Origin of the sequence: Geminicoccus sp., from assembly GCF_035556675.1 — a bacterium.
Lineage (GTDB): Bacteria > Pseudomonadota > Alphaproteobacteria > Geminicoccales > Geminicoccaceae > Geminicoccus.
The window spans coordinates 13,860-38,966 of sequence record NZ_DATMFZ010000166.1 but is presented as its reverse complement, the minus strand read 5'-3'; the positions used below and the strand labels follow the sequence as shown (position 1 = coordinate 38,966).

At 69.7% G+C, this 25,107-nt stretch carries 25 protein-coding genes; 17 read left to right on the top strand and 8 right to left on the bottom strand.

The genetic code is table 11. The features are described 5' to 3' along the window. Nucleotides 1-16 precede the first annotated feature (16 nt). Nucleotides 17-949, bottom strand: coding sequence for a zinc metalloprotease HtpX (htpX, locus tag VNS22_RS12585; RefSeq protein WP_325732907.1), 933 nt, complete (start codon nucleotides 947-949; stop codon nucleotides 17-19). Between the two features lie 213 nt (nucleotides 950-1,162). Here htpX and VNS22_RS12580 point away from each other — a divergent pair, with 213 nt between their 5' ends. The 5 genes from VNS22_RS12580 to VNS22_RS12560 all read left to right on the top strand — a co-directional run bounded on the left by VNS22_RS12580 (nucleotide 1,163) and on the right by VNS22_RS12560 (nucleotide 7,655). After that, nucleotides 1,163-3,493 (top strand): NADP-dependent malic enzyme, encoded by a 2,331-nt coding sequence (locus VNS22_RS12580; RefSeq protein ID WP_325732905.1) that lies wholly within the window; start codon nucleotides 1,163-1,165, stop codon nucleotides 3,491-3,493. A 93-nt stretch (nucleotides 3,494-3,586) separates the two neighbouring features. Continuing rightward, a complete protein-coding gene (locus VNS22_RS12575; protein ID WP_325732903.1) occupies nucleotides 3,587-4,378 on the top strand; it encodes a hypothetical protein in 792 nt (263 codons plus the stop codon). Between the two features lie 64 nt (nucleotides 4,379-4,442). Next, entirely contained in the window at nucleotides 4,443-5,975 is a 1,533-nt protein-coding gene (locus tag VNS22_RS12570; protein ID WP_325732901.1) for a glutathione S-transferase N-terminal domain-containing protein, read from the top strand. Nucleotides 5,976-6,233: 258 nt separating this feature from the next. Next, the gene (locus VNS22_RS12565; protein WP_325732899.1) at nucleotides 6,234-7,298 is read left to right on the top strand and encodes an NAD(P)/FAD-dependent oxidoreductase; all 1,065 of its coding nucleotides are present in this window, start codon (nucleotides 6,234-6,236) and stop codon (nucleotides 7,296-7,298) included. A gap of 42 nt (nucleotides 7,299-7,340) precedes the next feature. Then, complete coding sequence (locus VNS22_RS12560) at nucleotides 7,341-7,655, top strand: 2Fe-2S iron-sulfur cluster-binding protein (RefSeq protein WP_159715679.1); 315 nt, start codon at nucleotides 7,341-7,343, stop codon at nucleotides 7,653-7,655. A gap of 24 nt (nucleotides 7,656-7,679) precedes the next feature. On the opposite strand, the gene VNS22_RS12555 is transcribed toward VNS22_RS12560, so the two are convergent. Continuing rightward, a complete protein-coding gene (locus tag VNS22_RS12555; RefSeq protein ID WP_325732896.1) occupies nucleotides 7,680-8,549 on the bottom strand; it encodes an alpha/beta hydrolase in 870 nt (289 codons plus the stop codon). A 176-nt stretch (nucleotides 8,550-8,725) separates the two neighbouring features. Here VNS22_RS12555 and VNS22_RS12550 point away from each other — a divergent pair, with 176 nt between their 5' ends. The 6 genes from VNS22_RS12550 to aat all read left to right on the top strand — a co-directional run bounded on the left by VNS22_RS12550 (nucleotide 8,726) and on the right by aat (nucleotide 13,806). Further along, nucleotides 8,726-9,499, top strand: coding sequence for an arginyltransferase (locus VNS22_RS12550; RefSeq protein WP_325732894.1), 774 nt, complete (start codon nucleotides 8,726-8,728; stop codon nucleotides 9,497-9,499). Nucleotides 9,500-9,576: 77 nt separating this feature from the next. Continuing rightward, the gene (locus tag VNS22_RS12545; RefSeq protein WP_325732892.1) at nucleotides 9,577-10,572 is read left to right on the top strand and encodes an MDR family oxidoreductase; all 996 of its coding nucleotides are present in this window, start codon (nucleotides 9,577-9,579) and stop codon (nucleotides 10,570-10,572) included. Between the two features lie 258 nt (nucleotides 10,573-10,830). Continuing rightward, nucleotides 10,831-11,253: a type II 3-dehydroquinate dehydratase gene (gene aroQ / locus VNS22_RS12540; RefSeq protein ID WP_414653352.1), complete on the top strand. Its 423-nt coding sequence runs from the start codon at nucleotides 10,831-10,833 to the stop codon at nucleotides 11,251-11,253. Beyond that, nucleotides 11,253-11,717 (top strand): acetyl-CoA carboxylase biotin carboxyl carrier protein, encoded by a 465-nt coding sequence (accB, locus tag VNS22_RS12535; protein WP_325732888.1) that lies wholly within the window; start codon nucleotides 11,253-11,255, stop codon nucleotides 11,715-11,717. The genes aroQ and accB overlap by 1 nt, the downstream gene beginning before the upstream one ends. 5 nt (nucleotides 11,718-11,722) lie before the next feature. Further along, nucleotides 11,723-13,078: an acetyl-CoA carboxylase biotin carboxylase subunit gene (gene accC, locus VNS22_RS12530; RefSeq protein ID WP_325732886.1), complete on the top strand. Its 1,356-nt coding sequence runs from the start codon at nucleotides 11,723-11,725 to the stop codon at nucleotides 13,076-13,078. Then, a complete protein-coding gene (gene aat, locus VNS22_RS12525; protein ID WP_325732884.1) occupies nucleotides 13,078-13,806 on the top strand; it encodes a leucyl/phenylalanyl-tRNA--protein transferase in 729 nt (242 codons plus the stop codon). Before accC ends, aat begins: the two co-directional genes overlap by 1 nt. Here the strand turns inward: aat and VNS22_RS12520 are convergent. The 4 genes from VNS22_RS12520 to VNS22_RS12505 all read right to left on the bottom strand — a co-directional run bounded on the left by VNS22_RS12520 (nucleotide 13,716) and on the right by VNS22_RS12505 (nucleotide 16,442). Then, nucleotides 13,716-14,153 carry a DUF2155 domain-containing protein gene (locus VNS22_RS12520; RefSeq protein WP_325732882.1) on the bottom strand — a complete coding sequence of 146 codons (438 nt, stop codon included), beginning with the start codon at nucleotides 14,151-14,153 and terminating at the stop codon, nucleotides 13,716-13,718. The two genes, aat and VNS22_RS12520, sit on opposite strands and share 91 nt — an antisense overlap. Next, complete coding sequence (gene mlaD, locus VNS22_RS12515; RefSeq protein WP_325732880.1) at nucleotides 14,150-14,680, bottom strand: outer membrane lipid asymmetry maintenance protein MlaD; 531 nt, start codon at nucleotides 14,678-14,680, stop codon at nucleotides 14,150-14,152. The genes VNS22_RS12520 and mlaD overlap by 4 nt, the downstream gene beginning before the upstream one ends. A 111-nt stretch (nucleotides 14,681-14,791) precedes the next feature. Next, nucleotides 14,792-15,736, bottom strand: coding sequence for a signal recognition particle-docking protein FtsY (gene ftsY, locus VNS22_RS12510; protein ID WP_349261774.1), 945 nt, complete (start codon nucleotides 15,734-15,736; stop codon nucleotides 14,792-14,794). Nucleotides 15,737-15,785: 49 nt separating this feature from the next. Continuing rightward, nucleotides 15,786-16,442, bottom strand: a complete 657-nt coding sequence (locus VNS22_RS12505; RefSeq protein ID WP_325732876.1) for an ABC transporter ATP-binding protein — start codon at nucleotides 16,440-16,442, stop codon at nucleotides 15,786-15,788. 316 nt (nucleotides 16,443-16,758) lie between these two features. Here VNS22_RS12505 and VNS22_RS12500 point away from each other — a divergent pair, with 316 nt between their 5' ends. The 3 genes from VNS22_RS12500 to VNS22_RS12490 are packed head-to-tail and all read left to right on the top strand — an operon-like array spanning nucleotide 16,759 to nucleotide 20,020. After that, nucleotides 16,759-18,303 (top strand): alkaline phosphatase, encoded by a 1,545-nt coding sequence (locus VNS22_RS12500; protein WP_325732874.1) that lies wholly within the window; start codon nucleotides 16,759-16,761, stop codon nucleotides 18,301-18,303. A 19-nt stretch (nucleotides 18,304-18,322) separates the two neighbouring features. Further along, on the top strand, nucleotides 18,323-18,760 hold the full coding sequence (locus tag VNS22_RS12495) for a hypothetical protein (RefSeq protein ID WP_325732872.1): 438 nt from the start codon (nucleotides 18,323-18,325) through the stop codon (nucleotides 18,758-18,760). A gap of 3 nt (nucleotides 18,761-18,763) precedes the next feature. After that, complete coding sequence (locus tag VNS22_RS12490) at nucleotides 18,764-20,020, top strand: FtsX-like permease family protein (RefSeq protein WP_325732870.1); 1,257 nt, start codon at nucleotides 18,764-18,766, stop codon at nucleotides 20,018-20,020. Nucleotide 20,021: 1 nt separating this feature from the next. Here VNS22_RS12490 and VNS22_RS12485 read toward each other — a convergent pair whose 3' ends face one another. Beyond that, a complete protein-coding gene (locus VNS22_RS12485) occupies nucleotides 20,022-21,767 on the bottom strand; it encodes an adenylate/guanylate cyclase domain-containing protein (protein WP_325732868.1) in 1,746 nt (581 codons plus the stop codon). Nucleotides 21,768-22,266: 499 nt separating this feature from the next. Beyond that, entirely contained in the window at nucleotides 22,267-22,389 is a 123-nt protein-coding gene (locus tag VNS22_RS12480) for a hypothetical protein (protein ID WP_325732866.1), read from the bottom strand. Between the two features lie 222 nt (nucleotides 22,390-22,611). On the opposite strand from VNS22_RS12480, the gene VNS22_RS12475 reads away from it, so the two are divergent. The 3 genes from VNS22_RS12475 (at nucleotide 22,612) to VNS22_RS12465 (ending at nucleotide 25,047) form a co-directional block, all read left to right on the top strand. Beyond that, nucleotides 22,612-22,845 carry a hypothetical protein gene (locus tag VNS22_RS12475; protein ID WP_325732864.1) on the top strand — a complete coding sequence of 78 codons (234 nt, stop codon included), beginning with the start codon at nucleotides 22,612-22,614 and terminating at the stop codon, nucleotides 22,843-22,845. A 719-nt stretch (nucleotides 22,846-23,564) separates the two neighbouring features. Then, a complete protein-coding gene (locus VNS22_RS12470; protein ID WP_325732862.1) occupies nucleotides 23,565-24,797 on the top strand; it encodes a calcium-binding protein in 1,233 nt (410 codons plus the stop codon). Nucleotides 24,798-24,849: 52 nt separating this feature from the next. Then, nucleotides 24,850-25,047 (top strand): hypothetical protein, encoded by a 198-nt coding sequence (locus VNS22_RS12465; protein WP_325732860.1) that lies wholly within the window; start codon nucleotides 24,850-24,852, stop codon nucleotides 25,045-25,047. Nucleotides 25,048-25,107: the final 60 nt, after the last annotated feature.

Here is a 25,107-nt window from a genome sequence, read left to right as displayed (position 1 = left end):
CGTCCTTCTTCCTCGGTTACCCCCAGGGCCCGGCCCGGCGTCCCCAAGGCCCGCCCGGCCTGGGGCCGGCCGCCGGGCGGGCGGCAAAGCCGGCCGTCCCGGCACGGCCGGCACCACCCAGCGCCAGCAGCCGCCGGATCCGTTCCGCGGTCGGCGGGTGGGTCCGGAACATGCCGGCCAGGGCGCCGCCATGCAGCGGGTTGATGATGAACAGGTGCGCCGTGGCCGGATTGCGCTCTGCCGCACCGACATAGGTTCCGGTGGCGATCTGCTCGATCCGCTGGAGCGCGCTGGCCAGTGCCCGGGGATTGCCGCAGATGGCCGCACCCTCGCGGTCCGCCTCGAACTCGCGGCCCCGGCTGATCGCCATCTGCACCAGCATCGCCGCCAGCGGCGCCACGATCATCGCCAGCAGGAGGCCGATGCCGCCCAGGGGATTGTCCCGGTCCCGGCTGCCGCCGAAGAACAGGCCGAACTGGGCGAGAAAGCCGATGGCACCGGCAAGTGTGGCCGCCACCGCCATGGTCAGCGTGTCGCGATGCTTGATGTGCGCCAGCTCGTGCGCGATCACGCCGGCCAGCTCCTCGCGCGACATGGCCTGCATCAGCCCCCGGGTCACCGCGACCGCCGCATGGTCCGGGTCGCGCCCGGTGGCGAACGCGTTGGGCTGGTCGCTCTCGATCAGGTAGACCTTGGGCACCGGCAGGCCGGCCCGGCCGGCGAGTTCCGCCACGAGCCGGTACAGTTCCGGTGCGGCCATCGGCGTCACCGGCTGGGCCCGGTACATGCGCAGCACCATGTCGGCCGAGCCCCACCAGGCGAACAGGTTGGTTCCGGCCGCCATCACCAGCGCGATCACCGCCCCCGTGCCGCCGCCGATCGCATAGCCCACGACCAGGAACAGGGCGGTCATCGCCGCCAGCAGCAGAAAGGTGCGCAAGGTCGCCATGCTCAGCTCCAGGCCCATCCGGTAACCACAGGCTCGTCTCGATGATCAGTTAGGCACGGGCCCGGCCGCCGCAAGATCGCTCTGGATGGCCGGCCCGGCAGCGCGCGCCCTTGTCCTGCCGTGCCGGCCCGTGGCAACTCGGACGGGAGGGCCGGTCGACACCAGGCAACCGCTGTCGGCCAGCCCCCGGATCAGCGGCGCTAGGGGATGGCAATGGAAGAGCGCAAGGGCGAGCGTGGCACGACGACCGCTGGCGAAGGCGGCATGAGCGTCACGGCGGAAGAGGCCCTGGATCTCCATGCGCGCGGCCGGCCCGGCAAGATCGAGATCACGCCGACCAAGCCGCTCACCACCGCGCGCGACCTGAGCCTGGCCTACTCGCCGGGCGTGGCGGTGCCCTGCCTGGAAATCCAGAAGGATCCCGCGGCCGCCTATCTCTACACCGCCAAGGCGAACCTGGTCGCGGTCGTGTCCAACGGCACCGCCGTGCTGGGCCTGGGCGACCTTGGGGCGCTGGCCGGCAAGCCGGTGATGGAAGGCAAGGCGGTCCTGTTCAAGCGCTTCGCCGACATCGACAGCATCGACCTGGAGCTCGACACGCGCGACGTCGACGAGTTCGTCAAATGTGTCCAGATCGCGGCCCCCACCTTCGGCGGGGTGAACCTGGAGGACATCCGGGCACCCGAGTGCTTCATCATCGAGGAACGGCTGCGCGAGGTCTGCGACATCCCGATCTTCCACGACGACCAGCACGGCACCGCGATCATCGCGGCGGCTGCCCTGATCAACGCGCTCGACCTCACCGGCCGCTCGATCACCGACATCCGGCTGGTGGTCAACGGCGCCGGCTCCGCCGGGATCGCCTGTGCCGAGCTCGTGAAGTCGATGGGGCTGCCGAGCGAGAACGTCATCCTGTGCGACACCAAGGGGGTGATCTACCGGGGCCGCACCGAGGGCATGAACCAGTGGAAGTCGGCCCATGCGGTCGAGACCGACGCCCGGACGCTCGCGGATGCCATGCGCGGCGCCGACGTGGTGTTCGGCCTCTCGGCCAAGGGCGCGTTCACGGCCGACATGATCCGCTCGATGGCCAAGGATCCGATCATCTTCGCCATGGCCAACCCTGACCCCGAGATCACGCCGGAGGATGCGCGCGCCGTGCGCGGCGACGTGATCGTGGCGACCGGCCGCTCCGACTACCCGAACCAGGTCAACAACGTCTTAGGGTTTCCCTACATCTTCCGCGGTGCGCTCGACGTGCGCGCCCGGACCATCAACGAGGCGATGAAGATCGCCGCGGCCGAGGCGATCGCGGCGCTGGCGCGGGAGGACGTGCCGGACGAGGTCCATGCCGCCTATCGCGGCCGCAAGCTCCAGTACGGCCGCGAATATCTGATCCCGACCCCGTTCGATCCGCGCCTGATCAGCACCGTGCCGCTGGCCGTGGCCAAGGCGGCGATCGACAGCGGCGTGGCCAGGAAGCCGGTCGAGATGGCCCGCTATCGCCAGGAGCTGCGCTCGCGGCTGAACCCGACCGCGTCCCGCCTCCAGCTCGTGTTCGAGCGGGTCCAGGCGCAGCCCAAGCGCATGGTGTTCGCCGAGGGCGAGGAGGAGAAGACCATCCGCGCCGCGCTCGCCTGGCGCGACACCGGCCTCGGCACGCCGATCCTGATCGGCCGCGAGGACCGGGTGCGCAACACCATGGCCCAGATCGGCCTGTCCAACCTGGACGGCATCGAGATCCACAATGCGCGGCTGTCGGACAAGAACCGCGCCTACACGGACTTCCTCTACCAGCGCACCCAGCGCAACGGCCTGCTCTATCGCGACTGCACGCGGCTGGTGAACCAGGACCGCAACGTGTTCGGCGCCTGCATGGTGGCCATGGGCGACGCCGATGCGATGGTGACCGGGCTCACCCGCAACTACAACGACGTGCTGGACGACATCCTCCGGGTGATCGATCCGAAGCCCGGCCACCGCATCTTCGGCATGACCATGATGCTGGCGCGCGGCAAGACCGTGTTCATCGCGGACACGACCGTGCACGAGCTGCCGGACACGCGCGTGCTGACCGACATCACCATCCAGACCGCCAAGGTCGTCCGCCAGCTGGGCTTCACGCCGCGGGTAGCACTCCTCTCCTTCTCCAGCTTCGGCAACCCGCCTGTGTCCAAGGCGCAACGGGTGCGGGATACGGTGATCGAGCTGGACCGCCGCCAGGTCGATTTCGAGTATGATGGCGAAATGGCCGCGGACGTGGCGCTCGACCCCGAGTTGATGGCCCTTTATCCTTTCTGCCGACTGAAGGGGCCCGCCAACGTGCTGATCATGCCGGCGCTGCATTCGGCGAACATCGCGTCGAAGCTCCTGCAGCAGCTGGGCGGCGGCACGGTGATCGGGCCGCTGCTCCAGGGTCTGAAGCGGCCGATCCAGATCGTGCCGATGAACGCCACGGTCTCGGACATCCTCAACATGGCGGCGCTCGCGGCGCACGACGCGATCACCGCCACCGAAGCGGATGCCGCGGTGGTTGCGGCCTGATGGGCACGGGCCATGCCGGGAACCGTGCGGAGGTAGCAGATCGTTAGGGATTTTCGGGCAAGCTCGGCTCCCACGGGGCAGTGGGAGTGGTCGATGAGCAGTGGTGACGGCAACCGGTGCCGTGAACGGAAGCGGTGCGGCTGGACGGCATGGCTGGCCCTGGCGCTGGCGGCCTGCGCGACACAGGAGGCACCGGTCGTGCCGGAGGCGGTGCCGGCGCTGGCAGCACCGGACCCGGCACCGTTCGCGCAGATCTTCGCGCGCCATCCGGCCACCGAGAGCGGCGGCGGCGCCTTGCCGACCGCCGAGACCGCGGTGGCCCGGGCGATCCGGCTGGCCCGTGATGCCGGGCCGGGCGGCCTGACGCCGCAGGAGGCGCAGTTCCTGCGGCCGCTGCTGGTGGCACGCGGCCAGCAGGAACTGGCGGGCGTGCAAGACCTGTCCCAGGCCCTCAACCTCGTGGAAGCCAGCCTTGAGGCCGGCCCCGGCCAGACCGAGCGGCAGAGCGGCTGGTACCGTGGCGTGAGCCAGATCATGACCGGCCTGCGCTTCGACATCGCGGTCACCGACCGGTTGCTGGACCAGCTGGCCGATCCACGCCTGCCCGATGCCGAGCGGCGCAGGGCCAGCGCCGAGTTGCAGGCGCGCCTGGCGGCGCTGATGGTCGGTCAGGACCTGAACGGCGACGGCCGGGTCGATCCGCGTGCCGACGTGGCGGGACTGCTGCAACTGCGCGATGCGTTGGGGTATGCTGCGGTGGTCGACGGGGAGGACTGGAACTGCCGCAGCCAGCCCGAGCCGATCCAGACGGTACTGGCCGCCTACCGGCAGGAGGTCTTGTGGTGCGAGATGCCGACGGCTGCCGCGGACGTGCCCCAGTCGTGACCGGGCAGCCGCATCCTGCCCTCGATGGCCGGACGGTCGGGGCGATGCAGCCGGCCGGCGCCGCATGACCACCCGCCTCGTGATCGGCAGCCGCAACGCCTGTGGCGGGTCGCTGGCCGCATGGCTGGCGATGCGGACGGTCGGGCTGCGCTTCGAGGAGGTGCTGGTACCGCTCGGCCGCCCGGAAACCGAGGAGCTGCTCGAGCGGTTCACGCCGCACGGGCGGCTGCCTGTGCTGATCGAGCCGGCGGCCACCGTCGCAGGCGTGCTGCCGATCCTGGAATGGCTGGCCGAGCGCCATCCCGAGCTCTGGCCCGACGACCCGGTGGAGCGGGCACTGGCACGCTCGGTTGCGTCCGAGCTGCTGGACGGGCTGGACGCGCTGTACCGCTTCCTGCCGATGGATCTGATCGCGCGGTTCGGCCCGCCGGGGCGGCTGATGCGTGGCGTCGCCGCTGAGCTGAAGCGGGTCCGGCAGATCTGGGCCGAGCTGCGCACCGGCCCCGCCGCGGCGAGCGGCCCGTTCCTGTTCGGCCGCTTCACCGCCGTGGATGCCGTCGCCGCACCGATCGTCACCCGCTTCGTCACCTATGCCCTTCCGCCGCAGGATCCGGCCTGTGCCGCCTACGTCGCCGCAATGGCCCAATTGGCGCCGCTGCGGGAATGGGCCGCCGAAGCGGCATCCGAGGTGGCGGCCTTCGAGCGGATCCGGACCCAGCCTTTCCATCGCCGGCCGGCGGAGCCGATCCCGGCGCTGGCAGCCCTTCTGACGCCGGGTGTCCCCGCCCCCTCGCCCCAGGTACCTGCCAGCCCCTCCGCCCCTGCGCCTGCCACCGCCACGCCGCATGCACCGGCAGTACCTGGCCCCACCCCGCATGTTCGAGCCGAGACGGCAGGCCGGGAACCGGCGGGCCGCGCTCCGGCCGGCACTGCCCCGCCGGCCGGCCGGAGCGCGGTGCAGGGGCCGCGGCTGGACGAGGTCGATCGGCCGCCGATCACCTATCTGGACGACGCTGGCCCCGTCCGGTCGCCGCTCGACACCACGGCCCTGTCCACGTCGCGCCAGCCCTCGTCCGATCCGGCATTGTCACGCCCGCTGCCGCCCACGCCCGGTACGGCGCCCGCCGGCGCTGGCCGCGCGCCGCGGGAACGGGCCACGCCTGCGTCCCCAGCCGGACGGGGGGTGCCCGACCTGCCGCCAGGGCCGAGCATGCCGGTTCCGGGCATGACTGAGCCAGGTGCGCAGATGCCGGATGCGCGGCTGCCGGGGCATGGCGAGGCTGCGGCGGAGGGCGGTCCCTTGGACGACGTGCCCGGCCAGCGGCTGCGCCGGCCGGGTGCTCTCGGTGCGGATGCGGCCCCGCGTCCGGACAACCGGTTCGCCCGGGCGCTGAGCGGCGGTCGCGAGCGACCGGGCGAGCCCGAGCCGGGGCGGCCCGACATCCGGCATCCCGGCAGCGATGCGCCGGCGACGCGGCCACGGCCGGAGCCGGCAGGCCAGGAGCGCGCACCCGCGGAGGCGGGCCCGGTCCCGCGCCGCACGATCCGGCCGTCTGCGATCAAGCCGATCGGCTACTCCGGCCAGCGCCGGCGCTGAATCCCTGGCGGCGGCACCACGTTCCTGCCTGCCTGGTGCCGGAACGGGTCCTGACGGTCAGGATGTCATGAAACCACCGGTGGGCAGCAAGCCATGCCCTGGCTCCCGCAGATCCGGCCATGGCCAGAGCGGGGACGGCATCGGACGGGTGCCGGGGGCTCTGGGCACTACCGGCTGCCCTGGCTCTTCCCCGTAGGGCGCGGTTTCTCTAGGTTGCGGCCGACAGCGACCAGACCCTCGTCCCTTCCTGGAATCCCGATGTCTGCCACCGAGCCCCAAGCGGCCCCCGCCACCGACGCGCCGATCCGTACCGACATGGTAATCGTGGGTGCCGGACCCACCGGACTGTTCGCGGTGTTCGAGGCCGGGCTGCTCGGCCTGCGCTGCCATCTGGTCGACAATCTCGACAAGCCGGGCGGCCAGTGCATCGAGCTCTACCCGGACAAGCCGATCTACGACATCCCGGCGATCCCGCGCTGCACCGGCGAGGAACTCACCAACAACCTGCTGGAGCAGGCCAGGCCCTTCCACCCCGAGTTCCACCTGGGCCAGCAGGCCGAGAGCCTGACCCGGCTGGAGGACGGCCACTGGCGGCTGGTCACCTCGGCCGGCACCGTGCTGGAGGCACCGGTGATCGTGATCGCGGCGGGTGCCGGCAGCTTCGTGCCGCGCCGCCTGCCGCTGCCGGGTGCCGCTCCCTTCGAGGGCAGGAGCCTGCACTATGCCGTGCGCAAGATGGAGCATTTCCGCGGCAAGCGCCTGCTGGTCGCGGGTGGTGGCGATTCCGCGCTGGACTGGCTCCTGAGCCTCCAGCCGATCGCGGCGTCCACCGCCCTGGTGCACCGGCGCGACGAGTTCCGCGCTGCCCCGGATTCGGTCGAGAAGATGCGGGCATTGGTCGCCGAGGGTGCCACCACCCTTCATTTCGGCCAGATCGCCGAGCTGCACGGCACGGACGGCCAGCTGGAAGGGGTCACGCTCAAGCAGACCAGCGGCGGCGAGGAGCGGATCGCCTGCGACACGGTGCTGGCCTTCTTCGGCCTGAAGATGGAGCTGGGCCCGCTGGCGTCCTGGGGCCTGAACCTGGAGCGCAACCTGATCACGGTCGACACCGAGGCGTTCGAGACCTCGCAGCAGGGGATCTTCGCGATCGGCGACATCGCCACCTATCCCGGCAAGCTGAAGCTGATCCTGTCGGGCTTCCACGAGGCGGCACTGATGTGCCAGAAGGCGCACAAATACTGCCGGCCCGACCAGAAGCTGGTGTTCCGTTACACGACCTCGTCCTCGGAGCTGCACAAGCGCCTGGGCGTCGCGGACTGAACCTGGCCGGCCCATCAACGTTGATCTGAACGGAACGCCCTCATGGCCGAAATATTCGTCATCGACCGCGACGGGGTCGAGCATAGCGTGACCGCCACCGACGGCTGGTCGGTCATGGAGATCGTGCGCGAGGCCGACCTGCCGATCGAGGCGGCCTGCGGCGGCTGCTGCGCCTGCGCCACCTGCCATGTCTATGTCGCCGCCGACTGGCTGCCCAAGCTGCCCGAGATGAGCCGCGACGAGAGCAACATGCTGGACGAGGCCTTCCAGGTGCAGGACAACTCGCGCCTGTCCTGCCAGATCCCGTTCAAGCCCGAGCTCGACGGCCTGACCGTCACGCTGGCGCCGGAGTTCTAGGGCACCGAAGGCGGGCGGGCGCAGTCACTCGCCGGATTCCGGGCCGCACAGCCAGTCCGCCACCTGCTCGATCTGCTCGGGCTCGGCCAGCGACGGCGCGTGCCCGCAATCCATGAAGGTCACGAGTTCCGCTCTCGGCCCCGTCCGGGTCATCTCCTGGGCGATCGCTGCCGGCAGGAGCGGGCTCTCGGCCCCGCGCACCAGCAGGGTCGGGCAGGAGATCGCCGCCCAGAGCTCGCGCAGATCGATGTCGGCGGCCTCCTGGCGCTGGAAGGGCAGCCGGATCGCCGGGTCGTAATGCATCCGCCAGCCGGGGCCGTTCCCGGCCGGCCGCACGGAGCGGCGGGCCAGCTCGCGCCAGAAGCCGTCGTCCAGATGCCGGCCGAACCCGGCGTGGATGGTGCGCAGATGGCGCTCCACCGCCTCCAGGTCGGCGAATTTCAGGTCCAGGCCCAGATAGGCACCGATCGGCGAGAGCGCCTCCTTCGGCACGAACGCGCCCACGTCGTTCAGCACCAGCCGGCCGATCGGGCTGTCCGGCCCGGCAGCCACCACCATGCCGATCAGCCCGCCCATCGAGGTGCCGAGCCAGGCGACCTCGTTCAGGCCCAGCTCCTGCAGCCAGGTCCGCAGGATCGCGGCATAGACCGGGACGGCATAGTGCTCGGGATCGCGCAACCAGGCACTGCCGCCCCGGCCCGGCACGTCCACCGCCAGCACCCTGGCACCGCGGCGCGCCATCGCTGCCGCGATCCGGTCGAAGTCGTGGGCGTTGCGGGTCAGGCCATGGACACAGACCACCACCTGCGGTGCCGAGGGATCGCCATGCTCCAGCCAGTGGAGCTCGATCGGCCCCTCCACCTCGGTGGCGACGGTCCGGCGTTCGCTGCGCATCGGCATTCCCCTCCTTCCTGACCCGCTGCCCAGCCTCCCCGTCCGCCGCCGGCCGGTCAATCCTCGGCGCTGGCAACCATGATGGATGTCCAGGTAGGCCGCGGTGATTGCGCATAATCGGCTTGATGATTCCTTGCCGGTTCTCCATCTCATTTGGGAAGCCGCTGGAGAACCGCTTGTCCGTCGACCTGCAGCCCCGCCAGCGCAACGTGCTGCGCCAATTCTACACGACCGGTGCCGCCCCCTGCCCCTATCTGGACGGCCGCACCGAGCGGCGGGTCTACACCCTGCTGCGCCGCCATCCCCAGGAGCGCGAGACCTTCGACCGGTTGAGCGAGGCGGGCTTTAGGCGCAGCCAGAACCTGATGTACCGCCCGGCCTGCCCGGGCTGTGATGCCTGCATCCCGGTACGTATTCCGGTCGATCGCTTCGTGCCCTCGCGCAATGAGCGCAAGGTGCTCCACCGCAATGCCGACCTCACCGTCCAGGAAGTGCCGGCGGTGCCGAGCACCGAGCACTGGCAATTGTTCCGCCGCTATCTGAGCGCCCGCCATGGCGATGGCGGCATGGCCAACATGACCCGGGTCGACTTCGAGACCATGGTCGGCGACTGGGCGGTGGCGACCGTGCTCCTGGAGGGCCGCGACCCTTCCGGCCGCCTGCTCGCGGTCAGCCTCACCGACCGGCTGAGTTCCGGCCTGTCCGGGGTCTACAAGTTCTACGAGCCGGACGAGCCGCGCCGCTCGCTCGGCACCTGGACCATCCTGCAGCTGATCGAGCGCGCCCGGGCTCAGGGGCTGAGCCATGTCTATCTGGGCTACTGGATCGCCGGCAGCGACAAGATGGACTACAAGGCCCGGTTCCGGCCGATGGAGCAGCTGACCCCCGAGGGCTGGGTCGACCTGCCGGAACCCGCGGCGGAGCCGCCGGCGGACGTGCCGGCCGGTTGAATCCTGCCGCGCCGGGCTGCTATCGCGGGGCCGGCGCAGGCGGCGGGGCGGCGCTCCCCGGAACAGCGGAGCAGACGATGACGGACCGGTTCAGGGCGATTCTGCTGGAACAGGCGGACGGCACCACCCAGGCGAGCCTGGTGGAGTTCGACGAGAGCCGGCTGATGCCGGGCGAAGTCACCGTGGCCGTCGAATGGTCCACCCTGAACTACAAGGACGCGCTGGCGGTCACCGGCAGCGCACCGATCGTGCGCAGCTTCCCGTTCGTGCCGGGCATCGACTTCGCCGGCCGGGTGCTGAACTCCACGGACGGGCGCTACCGGCCGGGCGACCCGGTGCTGCTCACCGGCTGGGGCGTGGGCGAGCGCCATTTCGGCGGCCTGGCCCAGCGCGCCAGGGTCAAGGCCGACTGGCTGGTACCGATGCCGGATGGGCTCGACGCGAAGCGGGCCATGGCGATCGGCACGGCGGGCTTCACCGCTGCCCTTTGCGTCCAGGAACTGGAGCGCCAGGGTGTCACCCCTGGCAGCGGCGAGGTCGTGGTGACCGGGGCCGGCGGCGGGGTCGGCAGCATCGCCGTGGCGCTGCTGGCCAAGGCCGGCTTCAAGGTGGTGGCCTCCACCGGCAAGACCGCGGAAGCCGGCTGGCTGCAGGAACTGGGCGCCGCCGAGGTGATCGACCGCAGCCCGTTCGTGCCGGGTGCGAAGGGCCCGCTGGACAAGGCCCGCTTTGCCGGCGCGGTGGACTGCGTGGGCGGCCAGGTGCTGGCCGGCCTGCTCAAGACGATCGTACCCGGCGGCAGCGTCGCCGCGGTCGGCAATGCCGGCGGGGTCGAGCTCCATACCACCGTGTTCCCCTTCATCCTGCGCGGCGTGCGCCTGTGCGGCGTGGAATCGGTGCAGGTGCCGTTCGGTCCGCGCCAGGCGGCCTGGCAGCGTCTGGCGCGCGACCTCGATGCGAGCGTGTTCGACCGGGTGGCCCGGGTGATCGGCCTGGACGAGGTCGTGGACGCCGCGGCCGAGCTGGTGGCGGGCCGGGTGCGCGGCCGGCTGGTGGTCGACACGAGCCGTTGACCGCCTCAGGGCCGCCCCTCGCGGCCCTGGCCCCGCGGCCAGCTCATGAACCGATCGACATCTGCTCGCCTGCACGGGCCTCTTTCCCCGCCCGGGCACGCGTGCTACCTCCCCTCGCCGCGGGTCAGCGTCTTCGTGACGGTGGCCCCTGCCGCTCGTGGCAGAGCGCCGTCGCGTGCGGTGGCCGACAACGATCAATAACCGCGATCGATCCCGACCTTGCCCACCATCCTGGTCCTCAACGGACCGAACCTCAACATGCTCGGCCTGCGCCAGCCCGAGATCTACGGCCATACCCGGCTGGCGGAAATCCAGGCGATGGTCGAGCGCGAAGCCGCCGATCTCGGGATCACCGTCGATTTCCGCCAGAGCAACCACGAGGGCGTGCTGATCGACTGGATCCACGAGGCCCGCACGAATGCGGACGCGATCGTGATCAATCCGGGCGGGCTCACCCACACCTCCGTGGCGCTGATGGACGCGCTCGCCGCCGCCGAGAAGCCGGTGATCGAGCTGCATCTCTCCAACGTGCACCGCCGCGAGCCCTTCCGGCACCATTCCTACGTGTCCCTCGTCGCCACCGGCGTGATCTGCGGGCTCGGACCGCACGGCTATCTCCTGGCCCTGCGTGCCGCCACCGAACTCGTCGCCCCGTCCCCTGCTGCCGCTCGAGACCACTGATGGCCAAGCTCGACGTCGAAACCTCCTTCATCGAGAAGCTGGCGGAACTGCTCCAGCGCACCGGCCTGACCGAGATCGAGATCAACCAGGGCACGACCCGCGTCCGGGTCGCGCGCCAGATCCAGATGGCGCCGATGGACGTGACCGCCCCGGTCTACATGCAGGCGCCGGCCCACCAGGCGGCGGCACCGGCCGAACCCGCCCCGGCCGCCGGGCCGGACGCTTCCCACCCGGGCGTGGTGAAGTCGCCCATGGTCGGCACGGTCTACCTGGCGCCCGAGCCCGGCGCCCCGCCCTATGCCGGGGTCGGCTCGGAAGTGAAGGAAGGCCAGACCCTGCTCATCATCGAGGCGATGAAGGTGATGAACGCGATCCGGGCGCCCAGGGCCGGGCGGGTGGTCCGGGTGTTCGTGGAAAACGCGGCGCCCGTGGAATTCGGTGAACCACTCCTCGTCCTGGAGTGAGCCGCTTGTTCAAGAAGATCCTGATCGCCAATCGCGGTGAAATCGCCCTTCGGGTCCTGCGGGCCTGCCGCGAGATGAGCATCCAGACCGTGGCGGTGCATTCCACCGCCGACGCCTCGGCCATGCATGTGCGCTTCGCCGACGAGAGCGTGTGCATCGGCCCGCCCCAGGTCGGCGAGAGCTATCTGAACAAGCTGTCGATCCTGGCGGCCGCCGAGATCACCGGGGCGGAGGCGATCCATCCGGGCTACGGCTTCCTGTCCGAGAACGCCGACTTCTGCCAGATGGTCGAGGAGCACGGCTTCACCTTCATCGGCCCGACCCCGGAGCATATCCGGCTGATGGGCGACAAGATCGTCGCCAAGGACACCGCGAAGAAGCTGGGCATCCCCTGCGTGCCCGGCACGGACGGGCCGGTCGCCAGCGACGAGGAAGCGCTGACCGCAGCCGAGGAGATCGGCTGGCCGGTGCTGATCAAGGCGGTTTCGGGCGGCGGCGGGCGCGGCATGACCGTGGTCCATGACCGCTCGCAGCTCCTGGATGCGCTGCGCATGGCGCGCGGGGAGGCCAAGGCCGGCTTCGGCGACGACCGGGTCTATATCGAGAAATATCTGGCCGCACCCCGCCATATCGAGGTCCAGGTGCTGTGCGACACGCACGGCCAGGTCCTGCACCTGGGCGAGCGCGACTGCTCGATCCAGCGCCGCCACCAGAAGGTGATCGAGGAGGCGCCCTCCCCGGTCCTCGATGCCGCCGATCGGGCCAAGCTCGGCGAGCTGGTGGCCAAGGCCATGGCGAAGTTCGGCTATCGCGGCGTGGGCACGCTGGAATTCCTCTACGAGAATGGTCAGTTCTACTTCATCGAGATGAACACCCGCCTGCAGGTGGAGCATCCGGTGACCGAGCTGATCACCGACATCGATCTGGTCCGCGAGCAGATCCGGGTGGCCGCCGGCGAGCGGCTGGCGTTCGGCCAGGACGACGTGCGCTTTTTGGGCCACGCGATCGAGTGCCGGATCACCGCCGAGAACCCGAAGACGCTCGCCCCCTCCCCTGGCCGGGTGACCGGCTACCATGCCCCGGGCGGGCCCGGCGTGCGCATGGATTCGGCCCTCTACACCGGCTACACCGTCCCGCCCTATTACGACAGCCTGATCGCCAAGCTGGTGGTCCACGACGTCGACCGGGCGACCTGCCTGCGCCGGCTGGAGCGGGCGCTGGCGGAATGCGTGATCGAGGGCGTGGACACCAACCTGCCGCTCTTGCGCACCGTGGTCGCGAACCCGGCCTTCCGTAGCGGCGAGTACGACACGGGCTGGCTCGGCCGGTTCATCGCCGACTGGGAACCGCCGGTGGTGTGATGCGGGACCCGGCGGCGCCCGACCAGGACGAGGACGAACGGACGATCACGCCGGAGATCCTGCTCACGGCCTATCGCCTGGGCGTCTTCCCGATGGCCGAGGCGCGCGACGACCCGACCATCCACTGGATCAACCCCAAGCGGCGCGGGATCATCCCGATCGACCGCTTCCACCTGCCCCGCCGGCTGGCCCGCACCATCCGCTCCGGCCGCTTCCAGATGACCGCCGACCGGGCGTTCGACCAGGTGATCCAGGCCTGCGCAGCACCCACCGAGGCCCGGCCCAGCACTTGGCTGAACGATCAACTGATAGCGCTCTACAACGAGCTGTTCCGGCGCGGCCTGGCGCACAGCGTGGAGACCTGGCAGGACGGCTCGCTGGTGGGCGGCCTCTACGGCGTGTCGATCGGCGCCGCCTTCTTCGGCGAGAGCATGTTCAGCCGGGCCACCGACGCGTCGAAGGTGGCGCTGGCCGAACTGGTCCAGCGGCTGAGGGCCGGCGGCTACGTGCTGCTCGACACCCAGTTCGTGACGGGCCATCTGGCGCGCTTCGGCGCCATCGAGATCCCGCAGGGCGAATACCAGCGCCGCCTGCACCACGCGACCATGCTGAGCGCGCAGTTCCCGCAGGATCCGGTTCAGCCGGCACCCGGGACCGGGTTGGACAGTTCGGGTGCCCCCGGCGGCACATCCAGCGGTGCCGAGCAGCCGATCACCCAGACATCGTAGACCGGGTGCTCCAGCGCATGGAGCGACGGGCTGGAGGCATACATCCAGCCCGAGAAGATCCGCTCCTCCCGGTCCTGGTCGAGATCGTCGATCTGGAGGAAGGCCGCGGCTTCCGGCTGCTCGGTGGGCGGCGAGGTGAAGCAGGCGTCGAGCTGGATGCGCAGCGTGCCGAACTGGACCGGCTGGCCCCGCGCCACCTCGAAGCGCACGACCCGGGCGGTCACCTTGTCCAGGCCCTGCATCTCCACCTTGTCGTTCGGGATGCTGGGCCCGGCGGCCAGCGCCGGCAGGCTGCCGGCGCCCAGCAGCAGCAGGGCCGCCGCCCGGGCAGCGCGCGGGACGCTCATGGGGCCGAGAAGATGTCGTCGGCCGGCTTGCCGGCACCGCCCGCGCCCTTCGCCTCCGGGCCGCTCCCGGAACCACCCTCGGAGCCGCCGCCCTGGCTGAAGATGTAGCGGCCGATCAGGTCCTCGATGCTCACCGAGGACTGGGTGAGCGTGATCACCCCACCCGGCTCCAGGTCGCGATCGTCACCGCCCGGGATGATCGACAGGTACTTGCCGCCGATCAGGCTGGAGCTGGAGATCGAGGCCGAGCTGTCGGTCGGCAGCTTCACGTCGTTGCCGACGGTGAAGCGCACCTCGGCGCGGAAGCTCTGCGGGTCCAGCGTCTTGGCGACCACCCGGCCGACATTGACGCCGCTGATCCGCACGTCGCCGCCGACATCGATGCCATCGGCCCGGTCGAAGCGGGCGATCAGCTCGTAGCCGTTCGTGCTGCCGATGTCGCTGCGGGCATAGGCCCAGAACAGGAAGCCGCACGCGACCAGCAGCACGAGCGCGCCCAGCACGGTCTCAACGATACTGCGGGCCATGCCGCTCCTCTCCGGATAGTCGACGATCCGTAAGGCGCTGAGGTAGCGCCTGACGGGACATGTCTCAACCTTGCCCGCGACAGGCAGGCCATCATGATCGATCCCGGCGCCTCAGGCGGCCTGTTCCGGCTGATCCAGCCCGAGCAGCGCATCGGCGAATGCCTGTGCCTCGAAGGGCTTGAGATCCTCGATCGCCTCGCCCACGCCCAGCGCATGGATCGGCAGGTGGAAGCGCTCGGCCAGCGACACCACCACGCCGCCCTTGGCGGTGCCGTCGAGCTTGGTGACCACCAGCCCGCTCACGTCCACGATGTCGCGGAACACCTCGACCTGGCGGTGCGCGTTCTGCCCGGTCGTGCCGTCCAGCACCAGCACCGTGTCGTGCGGTGCTGACGGATCGACCTTCTTGATCACCCGGACGATCTTCTTCAGCTCGTCCATGAGCGCCGCCTTGTTGTGCAGCCGCCCCGCCGTGTCGATCATCAGGATGTCGGCGCCCTGCGCCTTCGCCTTCTCCAGGGCGGAGAAGGCCAGGGCCGCGGGGTCGGAGCCCTGGGTCGCCGCATAGACCGGCACGCCGTTGCGCTCGCCCCACACCTGGAGCTGCTCCACCGCCGCGGCGCGGAACGTGTCGCAGGCCGCCAGCACCACCTTCAGCCCGGCATCGGTCGCCATCTTGGCGAGCTTGCCGATCGTGGTGGTCTTGCCGGTCCCGTTCACCCCGCAGATCAGGATCACCTGCGGCGCCACCTCCCTGGACGGGATCGGCTTCGCATAGGGCTTCAGGATCCGTGCCACCTCGGCCGCCAGGACCTGGCGCACCTCGCGGTCGCTGACGTCCCGGCCGTAGCGCTCGCGCTTGAGATGGCCGACCAGCCGTCCGGCCGTCTCCACCCCCATGTCGGCGACGATGAGCGCCTCCTCCAGCTCGTCCAGGGTCTCCTGGTCGAGCTTCTTCTTCACGAAGATCGTGGAGATCGAACCGGTGAGCTGGCCCGAGGTCTTGGACAGACCGGATTTCAGGCGCTGCCACCAACTGGGATTGGGCTGGGTCATGGCGGGCGGAAACTCGCGCAACCGGCCGGTTTCGGCAAGAGTGCGCCGCTCAGCCGCCGTCCTCCATCACCCGGCCATCCGCCATCCGGACTGTCCGGTCCATCGCCCCGATCAGGACCGGATCATGGGTCACTGCGATGAGCGTGGCGCCTTGGCGCCGCGCCGCCTCGGCCAGGAGCCCCGCCACCAGCCGGGCGTTCGCCGCGTCCAGGCTGGCGGTGGGTTCGTCCGCGATCAGGATCGGCGGGTCCAGCAGGAGGGCGCGGGCGATCGCGACGCGCTGCTGCTCGCCACGCGACAGGCTGACCACGTCCTGCCGCCCGGCCGGCACGCCGCACAGCTTCAGCAGCTCCGCCGCACGCGCCTCCACCTGCGCCGATGGCCGCCATGCCCCGAAATAGCTGGCAGCCAGCACGTTGCGCAGCACCGACATGCCGGGCACCAGGTGGAAGTCCTGAAAGATCATGCCGACATGGCGGCGCCGCCACCGGTCGCGCGCTCCCTCGGTGAGGCCGGCGATGTCCCGGCCGTTCCAGCGTACCTGCCCTTCGCGCACCGGCTGAATGCCGCTCAGGGCCAGGGCGAGCGTGGTCTTGCCGCAGCCGGACGGGCCGGTGACCGCCACCTGCTCGCCGCTGCCGACATCCAGCCGGGCAATGTCCAGGACGGGCATCCCCCGATCGAACGCGACCTTCAGTCCGCGCACCGCCAGTCCGCCGCCCAGGCTCCCGCCGGGCGCGACGTTTCTCCGTCGCCGGAGATCCGATGGTTCTTCCAGGGCGTCAGGACCGCGCGACGTCAGCACACGATTTTCTTCCCGACTCGATCCAGTCATGGTTGAAAAGCCAGCCAGGAAGTTTCCCATCGGCACGATTTTACCTGGCACATGTCCACGACTGCTGCACTTTGTCCCTGAGGCCGGCTGCGTTCATCTTGTGACTTGCCGTTGCCATTGTCACGGAACTATCACGAATTGATCACAACAATAGAATTGGGAGGCTCTCGTGGGCAAATCGGTCAGAATGGCATTCCTGATGGGCACCGCGGCGTTGACCGTGGCCGCCTGCAGCGAGCGGACGGTGGACTTGAGCCCGCCCAGGGCCGCTAACAGCAGCATCACGCTGGCGCAGGCGGACGATCCCTACTTCCGGACCGGCCAGGACATCCTGGCGCGGATCCAGGCGCAGCAGCCGAACACCAATCACGCCAAGAACGTGATCCTGTTCGTGGCCGACGGGATGGGCTTCCCCACGGTGACCGCCACCCGGATCCTGGAGGGCCAGCAGCGCGGCGTGGATGGCGAATCCAACGTGCTGGCCTTCGAATCCTTCCCCTATCTCGCCGCGTCCAAGACCTATTCCTCCGACGCCCAGGTCGCCGACAGCTCACCCACCGCGGTGGCCATGGTCACCGGCGTGAAGACCCGCAACGCCGCCATGGCCGTGTCGCACGAGGTGCCGGTCGAAGACTGTGCCGCCTCGCTCGACAACGGTGCGGTCACCACGATCTTCGAGATGGCCCAGGCCGCAGGGCTCGCCACCGGCGTGATCAGCACCGCCCGCATCACCCACGCGACGCCGGGCTCCACCCATTCGCACTCGCCGAGCCGCGACTGGGAGTCGGACGCCGACATGCCGGCGGAAGCGCTGGAGCTGGGCTGCAAGGACATCGCCCGCTCGCTGGTCGAGATCCCCTACGGGCACGGTTTCGACGTGGCGTTCGGCGGCGGCCGTGCCTACTTCCTGCCGGAGACGGCGGCCGATCCCGAGTACGAAGGCAAGACCGGCCGGCGCAAGGACGGGCGTGACCTGACCAAGGCGTGGACCGACCGCCACGGGGCGGGCTCGTCCTTCATCTGGAACAAGGAGCAGTTCGACGCGATCGATCCCGCCACCACCGGTCCGGTGCTCGGCCTCTTCGACATGTCGCACATGCAGTACGACGTCGACCGCGCGAAGGATCCGGCGGGCGAGCCCGAGCTGGCGGAGATGACTGCCAAGGCCATCGACATCCTCCAGGCCAAGGCCGGCGACGAAGGCTTCATCCTGATGGTGGAAGGCGGCCGGGTCGACCACGCGCTCCATGCCGGCAATGCCGCCCGCGCCCTGACCGATGCGATCGCGTTCAACAAGGCGATCCGCACCGCCATGGACAAGGTCGACCTGAACGAGACCCTGATCATCGCGACGGCCGATCACAGCCACACGCTGACGATCAACGGCTATCCCGAGCGGGGCAACCCGATCCTAGGCCTGGCCGCCTGGGGCGGCGAGCCGCTGATGGGCGACGACGGCAAGCCCTACACCACGCTGCAGTTCGCCAATGGCCCGGGTGCGCTGAAGGACGCGCCGCGCGCCGACCTGAGCAATGTCGACACCACCGACGTCGACTTCCTCCAGCCGGCCCTGGTGCCGCTGTCCAGCGAGACCCATGGCGGCGAGGATCTGGGCATCTACGCGATCGGCCCCTGGGCGCACCTGTTCCAGGGCACGGTGGAGCAGAACTATATCTTCCACGTGATGAACCACGCCTCGAAGATCGGCCAGCGCGCCGGGGCGATGGACTGACCTGAACCGGAGGACCGTCATGGCTGGGACCAACCGACGCCACCTGCTGCTCGCCGCCACGGCGCTGGGCGTGGTCAGTGTCGCGCGGCCCGGCCATGCGGCCACCCGGATCAAGCTGCGCGACATCTACGGCAAGGGTGCGGCCTTCTCCGAGGAGGCGCTGGCGCTGACCGACGCACCGGTGCAGATCCAGGGCTTCATGGCGCCGCCGCTCAAGCCCGACGCCCCCTTCTTCGTGCTCACCAAGATGCCGATGGCGGTCTGCCCGTTCTGCGACAAGGAAGCGGACTGGCCGCAGGACATCGTGCTGGTCCGCCTGCGCCGGAAGCAGGACTGGGTCGACTTCAACCTGCCGATCCTGGTGACCGGCACCCTCTCGCTCGGCACCGAGATCGACGCGGAGACCGGCTTCGTCAGCCGGGTCCGCCTGCTCGACGCGGCCTACGAGCGGCTCTGAGCCTTGGGCAATCCCTTTCCGTTCGTGCTGGCCGATCTTCGGCGCAGCCGCGCCGGCGCGCTGGCCATCATCCTCTTGGTGGCGCTCGCCGTGGGCCTGGGCGTGGCCGTCTCCGCCCAGGACCGGGCCCTGCGCGAGGGCAGTGCCCGTGCCGCCGACCGCTTCGACCTGCTGATCGGTGCCCCCGGCAGCGAGACCCAGCTCGTCCTCTCCACCGTCTACCTGCAGCCGGCCGCGATCGAGCTGATCGACGGCGCCATCCTGGCCGATCTCGCCGCCCATCCCGACGTGGTCGAGGCCGCCCCGATCGGCTTTGGCGACAACTGGCGCGGCCACCCGATCGTCGGCACCACCGCGGGCTTCCTCGCCCCTGGCGGTACGCCGCCCCTGGCCGAGGGTCGCCTGTTCGAGCGGATCGACGAGGTGGTGGTCGGCGCCGACGTGCCCCTGGCGCTCGGTGACGAGTTCGAGCCGGCGCACGGCCATGTCGAGATGGAGGACGAGGAGGAGCATGGCTTCCACCAGCACGTGGTCGGCCGGATGCAGCGCCAGGGCACGCCCTGGGACCGTGCGATCATCGCCCCGATCGAGGCAATCTGGTGGGTCCACTCCCTGCCGGTGGGCCACGCTTTGGACGAGGCTGCGCTCTGGCCGGACGGCCTGCACGGCGAGCCCGCCCTCGACCTGATCCCGCTGGGCCCGCCCTTCGATCGGGCCGAGCTGCCGGGCGTGCCGGCGATCGTGGTGAAGCCGGCCAGCTTCGCCGCGGCCTATCAGCTCCGCCAGGAATACCGCGCCGCCGACGGCACCATGGCGGTGTTCCCGGCCGAGGTCCTGGTCCAGCTCTATGCCCTGCTGGGCGACGTGCGCGATCTGGTCGCCACCATCTCCCTGCTCACCCAGGTCCTGGTGATCGGTGCCGTGCTCCTGGCGGTGCTGGCGAGCCTGGCCCAGCGCCGCCGGCTGATCGGCGTGCTGCGGGCGCTGGGCGCCTCGCGCCCCTTCGTGTTCGCCACCATCTGGCTGAACGTCGCGCTGATCCTGACGGTGGGCGCGCTGCTGGGCCTGCTGGTCGGCTATGGCGGCGCCTTCCTGGTCGGCCGCCTGTTCGAGAGCCGCACCGCGCTGAGCCTCCCGGTCGGCCTGGGCCTGGCCGAACTGCGCCTGGTCCTGGCGATCGTCCTGGCCGGCTCCGTGCTGGCCACGATCCCGGCCGCCTTCGCCTATCGCGGCTCGGTCGCCCAGGCGCTGCGCGGCTGACTCAATCGGGGATGCCGGCCACCCGAAGCGCATCCAGGTAGCGCTGTGCGAAGGCCATGTCCCGCCAGGGATTGATCTGCCGCTGCAGGGTGAGCGTGTAGGTGGGGAACGCCGCCATCAGCCGCCCGGCCGCCAGCTTCGCCTCCTCCAGCCGGCCCAGGCCCACCAGCCCGCCGATCACCACCCGGTGCGAGGAGCCGTAATTGGGCATCTCCCGCAGCGCCTTCTCGCCCCAGTCGAGCGCCTCCTCGTAGCGCTCCAGCATGAGGTAGCTCATGCCGATGCCGGACAGGGCGATGCCCTTCTCGGGATCGACCGGGCTCAGGCGCATGGCGCGGTGGAAATGCTCGATCGCGGCAAGCGGGCGGCCGGCATGGGCGTTCACCCAGCCGGCACCGGTATGGCCTTGCGCGGAATTGCCATTGAGCAGGAGGGAACGGTCGATGGCGCCCAGCGCCGTCTCGTAGTCCTTGGCGCTGTAGGCCAGGACCTGGGCGGCGAAGCGCAGGCTGGTCGGGTCGTCGCGCGCCTCCGCCAGCACCTCGCGCGCCATGCGGATGGCCACCCGCGAATCATCGGGCTCGTGCCAGCACTGGCTCACCGAGATGCTGCGGATATAGGCGCCCAGCGCCTTGGCCAGGATGAAGCCCGGATCGATGCTCAGCGCCTCGTTGGTGAGCCGGCGCACCTCGGCGAACCCTTCCGCCGTCATGCGGTAGAAGCCCGGCAGGGCGCGCAGGTAGAGGTCGTAGGCGCTGATGTACTCGGTGGGCTTGGTGCGGGCCTGCCGGATCTCCTCCAGCCGGATGCTCGGCTCGACCGCACCCACCACGCTCTCGGTGATCCGGTCCTGCAGGTCGAAGATGTCGCTCAGATCGCCGTCGAAGCGGTCGGCCCAGACATGATGCCCGGTAGTCGCGTCGATCAGCTGGCCGACGATGCGGACCCGCGCCCCCGACTTGCGGATGCTGCCTTCCAGGACGTAGCGCACCCCCAGCTCGCGCGACACCTGCCGCACGTCCACCGTCCGGTTCTTGTAGGTGAAGCTCGAGTTGCGGGCGATCACGAAGAAGGACCGCACGCGGCTCAGCGCCGTGGTGATGTCCTCCACCAGACCGTCGGCGAAATAGTCCTGCTCCGGGTCGCCGCTCATGTTGGTGAACGGCAGGACGGCGATGGAGGGCTTGTCGGGCAGGGGCAGTGCGGCAGCGCCCCCCGGCCCCAGCGCCACCCGGAACATCTCGACCGGCTCGCTGATGTTCTTCAGCCGGTGCAGGCCGGTCGGCACCAGCGGCAGGGTGAGCTTGCCCCGGACCGCGTTGTGGACGCTGCGCGACAGCCACACGCCGCCCGGCTCGCACAAGGCCTCGATCCGGGCCGCGACGTTGACGCCGTCGCCATAGATGGTGCCGTCCTCGACGATGACGTCGCCCAGATTGATCCCGATCCGGTAGCGGATGCGCTGCTCCTCCGGCAGGTCCGGGTCCTGCTCCGCCATCGCCTGCTGGACCGCCACCGCGGCCTCGACCGCTTCCACTGCGCTGCCGAACTCGATGATGGCGCCGTCGCCCTTCAGGTCGACCACCCGCCCGCCATGCCGGGCCAGGACCGGCTCGACCACCTCCTGGCGCAGCCGCTTCAGCCGCCCGAACGTGCCGGCCTCGTCGCGTTCCATGAGCCGGCTGTAGCCGGCGACGTCCGCCGCCAGGATGGCCGCCAGCCGCCGCTCCAGCCGCGCCTCCCCCATCGCCTGCTTTCTCCCCGGCCAGCCCGGCCGCGCCTGCCACGGCACCCCTGCCCTTCGGCGTCAGCGCGGATGATAGCCCGTCCGGCGCCCTGCGACGATAGTATCCAGATGGGACCGGCAGCGCCCGGGGCACGCCACCACCGGCTCCGGGAGTCGGTGATGCGGCCCTTGCGCCTGCGTGGCAGCCATGGCATGGCCATATAATATCATTACATCCATATTTCTGGAAAAATAGAAATATAATTCCGTATCAACTTCAATATTAGACAATAAGCTTAAGTTTTACTTCGATTCTAGAGGATCGATGCTGCACATGGCGTGGATTGACCGGCAACATTTCTCGCCGCTGATGGGAGGACACCAGCCGCCCGGCCGGCATGACCGGAAACGGCAGTGTCATCCGGTGCCCGCCGCGCGCGGGCCAGCGCAGGGAAGGCGATCACGACATGCTTTTCACGACCAACGGCGCGCTCGGCAGGACCAGCACCGCCACCAACGCCTATACCGGCGAGACCATCTCGCTCGCCGGCAAGCGCGGCAGCACCGGCATCTTCACCGCCACGTCGGCGGATTCCACGCTGGTCGGCGACAGCGACCCCACCAATCCGAACGACGCGTTCATCTACGACTTCACCTTCGGCGGCACCACCGCGCTCCGCTTCGTCGGCATCACCCGGTTCGACCTGGGTGGCGGCGACGACGTCCTGGACCTCACCCTGCACCCCTCTTCGTCCGCGCCGCCTTCCCCGGCCCTGTCACCATCCTGGGTGGGGCCGGCAACGACCAGCTCTATGGCGACGCGGCCAACAGGTATGTCGGCAGTTCCGGCGGCACCGACACCTTCGTGTTCGGCCCGGACAGCGGCGTGGACAACATCTTCGACTTCGGCTTCGGCGCCGGCCGGATCGACGTCAGCCAGTGGGGCTTCACCGACCTCGCCGACCTGACCATCGTCGCCAACGGCACGGCGTCGGTGGAGGTCCGCTTCGACGCCGCCAACTACGTCACCGTCAACCAGCATGCCGGCCTGGGCCTCACCCTGACCGTCGGCGACTTCGTCTTCGCCCAGCCCTCCTGACCGGGATCACGCACGCACGCCCCCGACTTCCATCCGCATCATGACCGGCAAGGGCTGCATCGACGCTGGCGGAGCGCCGTCCGCACGAGGGCAGCCTCGAGTAGACTACAGCAAATTCGACGATCTATGGCCCGGTCGGCGCCGAAACTGTACGCACCTCCCCCGTTGGCGGCCCATGGCTGGATCCTGGGCGATCCGGGCCGGCATGACGCGAGACGCCGCCCGGTTCGCCTCGATTGGCGGCCAGAACCGGTGGCTGACGGCCGTGCCGACCGGCGTCCCGGGCCCGGCCGGCCGTGGTGACATGATGGTTTCCGGTGAATCTACTGCATCGTCCAGCGCATCATCTGAGATCATCACCATACGACTGCCGAGCACTGTGACGGCACGGCCTCATGCTGCCGGTGGCTGAATTCTTCCTCGACATGGCGCCCGCAGGCACTTGCGCCTGCCGCCCATCCATGGCAGTCCGAAATGAACAATAACAATTCTGTTTTTCCAAAAATTTACCAGTAACGAACTCTTTTCACCTCTACAGAGAGAATGACAACCGCGTCTTCCAGCTCGCCCATGCAGTCTCGGAGCAAGCGAGGCTTGGCGTTCTATCGGAATGACTTCCCGTCACCGCCAGATGGAGAAGCTGCCGTCCCTGCCGCAGGGGCAAGCCGTGTGCAGCACGGGGGTGGCCGAAGTCCGCAGTCAGGAGAGGCAAAACAACAATGGATTTTACCACCAACGGTACGCTCGGCAAGAACAGCACCGTCACCAACGGCTATACCGGCGAAACTTTCTCTGTGGCCGGCAAACGCGGTAGCACCGGCATCTTCACCGCCAGCGGCGGTGACACCACCTTGTACGGCGACACTTTCGCCGCCAACCTGAACGACGCCTTCATCTACGACTTCACCATCGGCGGCACCAACGCGCTGCGCTTTTCCGGCATCACCGAGTTCAACCTGGGGGCCGGCGACGACCTGCTCGACCTGACCGTGCGCCCGGCCAATGCCGCCAGCGCCTACACGACCAATGTCACCGCCTATGGCGGGGTCGGCGACGACGTGATCTGGGGTGGCGACGGCAGGGACACCCTCTACGGCGACGTGTCGGCGCTGTCGGGGCAAGGCGGCGACGATGTGGTCCGTGGCGGCGGCTCCTCCAATACCCTCTACGGCGACGCCTACACCATCATCGAAGATGGCCAGGGCGGCGACGACCAGCTCTCCGCCGACGGCGCCCCCAGCCGGACCACCGGCGAGGACATGTATGGGGACGCCTACAGCATCTTGGCCGGTGGCTCCGGCGGCGACGACATGATTTACGGTGCCAGCGGCAACGACCTGATGAAGGGGGATGCGTATTCCCTCTACGGCACCGGCGGCAATGACCAGATCTGGGGCTATGACGGCCCCGACGAGATGTATGGCGATGCCGTCTACATCTACGATGGCGGGGTCGGCGGCGACGACACGCTCTGGGGTGGGGACGGGCGCGACACCCTGCGAGGCGACGCCGTGTACCTCAACACCGGCAGCACCGCCGGCGATGACGAGCTCCACGGCGGTGCCGGCAACGACACGCTCTACGGCGAGGGGGATTATCTCCGCACTAGCGTGACGGGCGGCAACGACATCCTGGCAGGTGGCGCCGGCAACGACGCGCTCTACGGCGAAGCGAAGACGCGTGACAGCGGCTCGATCGGCGGCAACGACACCTTCGTGTTCGCCCCAGACGGCGGCGTCGACACGATCCACGACTTCGGCTTCGGCGACGACGTGATCGACGTGACGGCGTGGGGCTTCACCGGCATCGACAACCTGACCATCGAGAACAATGCCAGCGCCAGCGTCACCGTGCGCTTCGATGCCGACAACTATGTCACCGTCAATCACCACGCCGGCCAGAACCTCACCCTGACCGCCGACGACTTCGTCTTCACCGCTCCGCTGCCCTGACCGCCCGGACCGGCATTCTTCCCCAGATCGCTGCTCTTTCAGGATTCCCATCATGACCGACGAGAACCGCACCCCGCCCGCCGCGCCGGAGCAGGACGCCGCCACCCCGCCCCAGGCCCAGCCCCCGGCCGAGGCCGATCGCCGCCAGGCCATGGAGCGCATGCTGGCCTTGCTCTCCGCCGCCCCCGCCGCCGCCCTGCTATTCGACCCGCGCCGCGCCGAGGCCGGGATCGACGCCAGCTTCGAGTAGCACGGCCGACGCGGCCCTTCTCCCTTCCCGTGGATCGGCCGCATCCAGCCCATGGTCACG